Annotated in this window: 6 protein-coding genes and 1 pseudogene (1 of these 7 running past the window's edge); 5 read left to right on the forward strand and 2 right to left on the reverse strand. The window is 43.2% G+C overall.

Features of this window, described 5'->3' with window-relative positions; translation table 11 throughout:
* Window positions 1-37 precede the first annotated feature (37 nt).
* A complete protein-coding gene (locus tag HWX64_RS05490; protein ID WP_175987986.1) occupies window positions 38-1,120 on the reverse strand; it encodes an aromatic acid exporter family protein in 1,083 nt (360 codons plus the stop codon).
* A 462-nt stretch (window positions 1,121-1,582) separates the two neighbouring features.
* A complete protein-coding gene (locus tag HWX64_RS05495; protein ID WP_175987987.1) occupies window positions 1,583-2,869 on the reverse strand; it encodes a glutamate-1-semialdehyde 2,1-aminomutase in 1,287 nt (428 codons plus the stop codon).
* 173 nt (window positions 2,870-3,042) lie between these two features.
* On the opposite strand from HWX64_RS05495, the gene HWX64_RS05500 reads away from it, so the two are divergent.
* The 5 genes and pseudogenes from HWX64_RS05500 to HWX64_RS21865 form a co-directional block, all read left to right on the forward strand.
* On the forward strand, window positions 3,043-3,444 hold the full coding sequence (locus HWX64_RS05500; protein WP_175987989.1) for a two pore domain potassium channel family protein: 402 nt from the start codon (window positions 3,043-3,045) through the stop codon (window positions 3,442-3,444).
* 75 nt (window positions 3,445-3,519) lie between these two features.
* On the forward strand, window positions 3,520-3,990 hold the full coding sequence (gene bcp / locus HWX64_RS05505; protein ID WP_175987991.1) for a thioredoxin-dependent thiol peroxidase: 471 nt from the start codon (window positions 3,520-3,522) through the stop codon (window positions 3,988-3,990).
* A 197-nt stretch (window positions 3,991-4,187) separates the two neighbouring features.
* On the forward strand, window positions 4,188-5,141 hold the full coding sequence (locus HWX64_RS05510) for a D-2-hydroxyacid dehydrogenase (protein ID WP_368495570.1): 954 nt from the start codon (window positions 4,188-4,190) through the stop codon (window positions 5,139-5,141).
* Between the two features lies 1 nt (window position 5,142).
* Window positions 5,143-5,691 (forward strand): cob(I)yrinic acid a,c-diamide adenosyltransferase, encoded by a 549-nt coding sequence (locus HWX64_RS05515; RefSeq protein ID WP_175987994.1) that lies wholly within the window; start codon window positions 5,143-5,145, stop codon window positions 5,689-5,691.
* A 99-nt stretch (window positions 5,692-5,790) separates the two neighbouring features.
* A pseudogene (locus HWX64_RS21865) lies at window positions 5,791-6,000 on the forward strand (hypothetical protein); it runs 2 nt beyond the window's last position.

Genomic DNA, 6,000 nt, shown 5'->3' on the forward strand with positions numbered 1-6,000 from the left:
ATCGTCAATCCCAAACTGGAGTTGACGATCTTTTATATTATTCTTCTTCCTCTCCGATCTCCACTTCGTTATCATCCGTATGATAGGATTGAAAACTCGTAATCAGCTTCTCCAGATGTTCAAGATGCTCATCATAAAGGAAGATGGCTGAAAAGATATGAAGCATATGGAAGTTCTGGACATTGTCGTTTTCACTGTTGTTCTGAATTTCAGCTAGCATTCTTTTTAACAGCTCTTTACGGTGAAGGCATACATCCTGGTATGCTTCTGAATCCGTCTGAGGATGCATCTTACCGATGAACTTCAATAATAGTTGTTCATGATAAGTCAGTAGGCAGTCAAGCTGTCCTTTAATGCTGTTCTTCAATTCATCCGGCAATTGAAGAATTTCATTTTCATAGCGGTTTATCCGCTTGAGAATATCAAAGCTCCTGTTTGCTGAGGAAATCATCTGTCTGTAGATGACCAGCTTTCGGCTTTTTGAGATGGTATTCTTTTTAAAATAATCCCTTTCTTCTTTATACAGAAGGTAAAGCTGGTCGACCTTGATTAATTTTTCTTTCATACGTTCAAGGTCTTTCTTGAGTAAATGGAATTCTGTTGCATGCCTCATGCTCAATCTGATCCATTTTAAAATTTCTTCACTGGAATCAGAGATTTTATGATACAGCTTTGTTTCGTATTTTGGCGGGATAAAAATCAAGTTCACCAGGAATGAGGAGAAGACCCCGATCATGATCGTTGAAAAACGTATAAGTGCAAACTGGATAAATGCCTGATCAGTGACTTCCATAATCGCAATCATCGTCACTAAAGCAAGACCGATCGTTTTTTCCAGTTTTAATTTAAGTATGATTGCAATGGCAACGATTGCTGCGAGTCCAACGACGAGCGGGTTACTTCCAAATAAAAGGACGAATAAAACTGCTGTCCCGGCCCCGATCAGGTTTGCCTGGATTTGTTCAATAATCGATAAATAAGAACGGTATATGGTTGGCTGTACAGCAAAAATCGCTGCAATCCCTGCAAATACAGGGGATGGAATACCTAACATCTGTGAAACAAGTAATGCAATGACAATCGCGATTCCCGTTTTAAGGATGCGGGCACCAAGTTTCATGAAAACAGGTCCTTTCTTGAGTGACTTTTTGATAAACAATACTGTACTATACAGGCATTTTAAAGCAATATCAATAGGCAATTGCAAATAGTTTTATACAATTTTATTACCTTATTCGACAGGGGGTTAAACGGAGGGGTCAATGTGTAAGGATTGGGAGGGCTTACATAATATTAGGGAATATGCCAATAATATACCGCAGTCGATTTCCGTGCAAGACTTCGCTTTCCGCGGGTGACCTGTAAGCCTCCTTTTTAGGAGAGTCAACTGTCTAGCTGCAGGGCTAGAGGCACATGTCATAAGCCAAACCGCCTCTGACAAAAGCTCTTCCGCTTTTCGGTTAGGAGTCTTGTTCTTGCACTCCAATCAAAAGCTTGAACCGGTTGTTAAAACCGATCGTTTCATATTAAATTATTAAAAAACCCCGCTCATATGGTATGAACGGGGGCAAATGATTAGGCGTTATAGTTGTGCAAATGCTTTGTCTACTGCTTCCAGTGTTACGTTGATGTCTTCTTCTGTATGTTCTGTTGTGAGGAACCATGCTTCGTATTTGGATGGGGCGAGGTTGATGCCCTGGTTCAGCATGAGCTTGAAGAATTTGGCGAACATTTCTCCGTCTGTTGCCTCGGCTTGCTCGTAGTTTTCGACTTTGTCTTTTGTGAAGTAAAGGGTGAGCGCTCCTTTCAAACGGTTGACCGAAATCGGCGTATTGTGTTTTTGGGCTGCGGCCAGGATGCCTTCTTCAAGCTTTTGGCCAAGTTCATCCAGCTTCTCGTATACGCCCTCTTCCTTAAGGACCTCGAGACATGCGATACCTGAAAGGATGGAAGCAGGGTTTCCTGCCATCGTACCGGCTTGATACGCTGGACCAAGCGGTGCCACCTGTTCCATGATTTCCTGCTTGCCTCCGTACGCACCGATCGGAAGGCCTCCTCCGATGATCTTGCCAAGTGCAGTCAGGTCAGGTTTAACCTTCAACATGTCCTGTGCCCCTCCATACATAAAGCGGAACGCAGTGATCACTTCATCATAAATGACAAGACTTCCTGCACTGTGTGCGATCTCATTAACCTGCTCGAGAAAGCCTTCCTTCGGTTCGACGATTCCGAAATTCCCGACGATCGGTTCTACAAGTACACCGGCAATTTGATCTCCCCATTTTTCCATTGCTTCCTTAAACGGGTCGATATCATTGAAAGGTACCGTGATCACTTCCTGTGCGATGCTCTTCGGGACACCTGCAGAATCGGGTGTTCCCAGGGTGGAAGGACCCGAACCAGCTGCGACAAGGACTAAATCAGAATGCCCGTGATAACAGCCGGCAAATTTGATGATTTTGTCTCTTCCTGTATATGCACGGGCTACGCGGATCGTCGTCATGACGGCTTCTGTACCAGAGTTGACGAAACGAACCTTATCCATATACGGCATCGCTTCTTTAATCATTTTTGCGAACTTTACTTCATGGCGGGTAGGGGTTCCGTAGAGTACTCCGTTTTCAGCGGCTTCTTTGATCGCTTCGGTGATATGTGGGTGAGCGTGCCCAGTGATGATCGGCCCGTATGCTGCAAGATAGTCGATGTACTTATTGCCGTCAACGTCCCAGAAATATGCACCTTTTCCTTTTTCCATCGCAACCGGAGAACCGCCTCCAACTGCTTTATATGAGCGGGATGGGCTGTTTACCCCTCCGACGATATGGTCCAATGCTTCTTTATGTAAAGATTCTGATTGAGTGAAATTCATTGGGTTACCTCCTTGATAATTCCTATATGTCTGCTTACCTCTACTATTGTAGTATGCCTGAGAGCTTTTTAGCAAATTGAATCCAAGCCGGGGAGAATGAAAGAAGTAGGCGGAATGATTTTGAATACGAAAGCGTACATATACAGAGACAAGCACTGAAAGTGGGAATAAATATGATTTATATGATAGCTTTCATGATTCTGATTTGCATGGTTATGAGTTTAAGAGCATTGTTCTATCCATCCAAATGGAAGGTACATTATGTTTCCTTTCACCATTTTTTCTTTTTGGGTATGTGCTATGTAACCATCATGCTCGGGTTTGGACTCTTGTTTGCTCTGCTGGAGCTGGAAGGTATACAAATACTTGTGGAAAATGGCGAGCCTGTATCAGGCGACTTTTTTGATCATATTTTTACAACGATGTATTTCAGCGGCATCACCCTGTTCTCTGTCGGATATGGGGATGTGACTCCTATTGGAATCGGCAGGGGCATAGCACTCATTGAATCCTGGCTTGGATATACGATTCCCGCTGCGTTCGTCGTAAAATCGTTTATGAATTATGAAAAGTAATCCCTTATGATTTGAGTTTTTCCTTCCTATTGGGTACGCTAACGTTAGAAACGAGCAAAATGGAGGGATTAGGAAATGACGGTTGAAACAGGTCAAAAAGCACCGGAATTTGAATTGCCGGCTAGTAATGGAGAAAAGGTGAAGCTATCTGATTACAGAGGTAAACATGTGGTCCTTTATTTTTACCCGAAAGATATGACCCCTGGGTGCACAACTGAAGCATGTGATTTCCGGGATCAGCATGAGAACTTTGAAAAACTTGATGCTGTGATCCTGGGAGTGAGTCCGGATCCAGTGGAGAAACACGAAAAGTTCGTAGACAAGCACGGCCTGCCATTTCTATTACTTGTGGATGAAGAGCATAAAATAGCTGAAGAATATGGAGTTTGGAAGCTTAAGAAAAACTTCGGTAAAGAGTATATGGGAATTGAACGTTCCACTTTTATCATTGATAAGGATGGAAACCTGGCAAAAGAGTGGAGAAAGGTCAGGGTGAAGGGACATGTGGAGGAAGCTCTGAAGTATATTGGAGATAATCTATCGTAAGCCTATTTTTCAGCCTATTTTACAAAGGCTGAGGCTTATGTCCATTCACATCATCGTAAAGGACATATAGTAAGAGTAGGGCAACCTCCTCAAATAAGTCAGTCTCATCCGTGTAAGGACCGATATCCATCGGTCCTCTTTTTTTATGGAAGAAAGAAAATTATGATAAACTATTTTCAACAGGGATGGGAGGTAAAATGATGAAGGTGGTTGTAACATTTCAGCCTAATGAAGAGTTTGTAACCGATTTACAGGAACACTTTCCCCAGGTTGAATTCATGTGTTTTAAAAAGATCGCTGAAGCTGAACAAGCATTGCCGCTAGCAGAGATTATCGTCACGATGGGAGAGGATTTGACCGACACGCATATAGAACTTTCACAGCGCCTGAAGTGGATCATGGTGACATCTGCCGGCCTGGAGAAAATGCCATTTGAAGCGATCAAAAAGAAAGGGATACTGGTCACCAATGCAAGGGGGATACATAAAATTCCGATGGCGGAATTCACTTTAGGATTGATGCTTCAGCATGCGAAACAGCTCAGGTCCGTTTTGAAGCAAGAGGAAGAAGGAATATGGAGCAGAAGACTTCCGACTTCCGAACTGAACGGTTCCTCTCTGCTTGTTATAGGGGCAGGCGCAATCGGGAGTGAAATCGCCCGGTTAGGAAAAGCTTTTAATATGAATACGGCAGGGGTGAATTCCACAGGTATAAAGGTGGAACACTTCGACCAGATGTTTACACTCAACAATTTCGTAGAGTTCCTGCCGCATACTGACTATATTGTTGCAGTTCTTCCGAGCACTGAAAAAACAAAATATATTCTTCAAACGGAGCACTTTGATGAGATGAAGAATTCAGCAGTATTCATTAACATCGGCCGGGGTGACCTTGTAAAAGAATCAATCCTTCTCGAGGCAGCACGAACAAAGAGGGTTGGTCATATTTTCCTTGACGTGTTCGAACAGGAACCTCTGCCTGCCGATCATGCATTTTGGGAGGAAGAGGGGATTACGGTAACCCCGCACTTATCCAGTATCACGAAAATGTATATGCCAAGAGCATTTGATATTTTTAAAAAGAATCTAAAAGCATATAGTAAAAAGAGTGAAGAATTAATAAATGTGATCGACTCAGAGAGGGGATATTAATATGAAGATTTATACGAAGTCAGGAGATAAAGGGACAACTTCACTTGTATATGGTTCACGTGTTTCTAAAAAAGATCAGCGGGTGGAAGCCTATGGGACATGTGATGAAGCGAATTCAATGATCGGTCTCGGGTTAAGCTATTTAAAAGCGGAATACTTTGACGGCAAGGAAAAGTTTGAAGGATTCTTTCACAAAATCCAGACCGTCCTGTTTCATGTGGGGGCAGAACTTGCTACACCGCCTGGAAAAGAAGTGAAGTGGAAGCTTGAAGAGTCCAATATTAAAGAGCTCGAGGAGCAGATTGACTTCATGGATGGGACTTTGACTCCGCTAAGAAATTTCATCCTGCCTGGAGGCCATCCTGCCGGCGCAGCGTTACATACTGCCCGTACGATTGTGAGAAGAGCGGAACGGGAAGCGGTCGGAATAGGAGCAGAAGTGAATCCTCTAGTACTGTCATATCTGAATCGATTGTCTGATTTCCTCTTCGTTGCAGCAAGATACATCAATCAACAGCTTGGGGAAGAAGAAAAGAATTTACATCAGTAATGAGTAAATAATAGTAATACTTAATAGGATGAGAACAGCATTCTGTGTACTAATAAATAGCTCTGATACAGGTTTTTGTTGTAATAACGGTTCTAGCGGTTGATTGGAGTGCAAGACGAAGACTCCTGCGGGAACAGCGAGACAGGAGAGACCCCACAGGAGCGCAGCGACGAGGAGGCTCACCGGCCGCCCGCGGAAAGCGAAGTCTTGCACGGAAATCAAAAGCGGTGTTTAACAGTGGTTATGTAATAAACCAAACAAATTTAATCTGGGTCCAACGAGAAAGATTGACAAAAGGCAGTCTTGATT

This window comes from Bacillus sp. Marseille-Q1617 (assembly GCF_903645295.1).
In the GTDB taxonomy this organism is placed as follows: Bacteria; Bacillota; Bacilli; order Bacillales; family Bacillaceae_B; genus Rossellomorea.

Coding starts and splice junctions, on each gene's coding strand:
- HWX64_RS05500 (WP_175987989.1), top strand. CDS start 3,043: ATGATTTATATGATAGCTTTCATGATTCTGATTTGCATGGTTATGAGT.
- bcp (WP_175987991.1), top strand. CDS start 3,520: ATGACGGTTGAAACAGGTCAAAAAGCACCGGAATTTGAATTGCCGGCT.
- HWX64_RS05515 (WP_175987994.1), top strand. CDS start 5,143: ATGAAGATTTATACGAAGTCAGGAGATAAAGGGACAACTTCACTTGTA.
- HWX64_RS05495 (WP_175987987.1), bottom strand. CDS start 2,869: ATGAATTTCACTCAATCAGAATCTTTACATAAAGAAGCATTGGACCAT.
- HWX64_RS05490 (WP_175987986.1), bottom strand. CDS start 1,120: ATGAAACTTGGTGCCCGCATCCTTAAAACGGGAATCGCGATTGTCATT.
- HWX64_RS05510 (WP_368495570.1), top strand. CDS start 4,188: ATGATGAAGGTGGTTGTAACATTTCAGCCTAATGAAGAGTTTGTAACC.